Genomic DNA, 255 nt, shown 5'->3' on the forward strand with positions numbered 1-255 from the left:
TCCCGCCATCACGCGCTGGCAACAAAGGATAAGGGTTGCGCTCGTTGCGGGACTTAACCCAACATTTCACAACACGAGCTGACGACAGCCATGCAGCACCTGTCTCAGCGTTCCCGAAGGCACTCCTTTATCTCTAAAGGATTCGCTGGATGTCAAGAGTAGGTAAGGTTCTTCGCGTTGCATCGAATTAAACCACATGCTCCACCGCTTGTGCGGGCCCCCGTCAATTCATTTGAGTTTTAACCTTGCGGCCGT

Annotated in this window: 1 rRNA gene; it reads right to left on the bottom strand. The window is 52.9% G+C overall.

What is annotated here, in order from left to right:
- A 16S ribosomal RNA gene (locus NBG71_RS18770) occupies positions 1-255 on the bottom strand; the annotation flags it as partial.

This window comes from Proteus sp. FZP2095 (genome assembly GCF_023701425.1).
Classification (GTDB): domain Bacteria; phylum Pseudomonadota; class Gammaproteobacteria; order Enterobacterales; family Enterobacteriaceae; genus Proteus; species Proteus cibarius.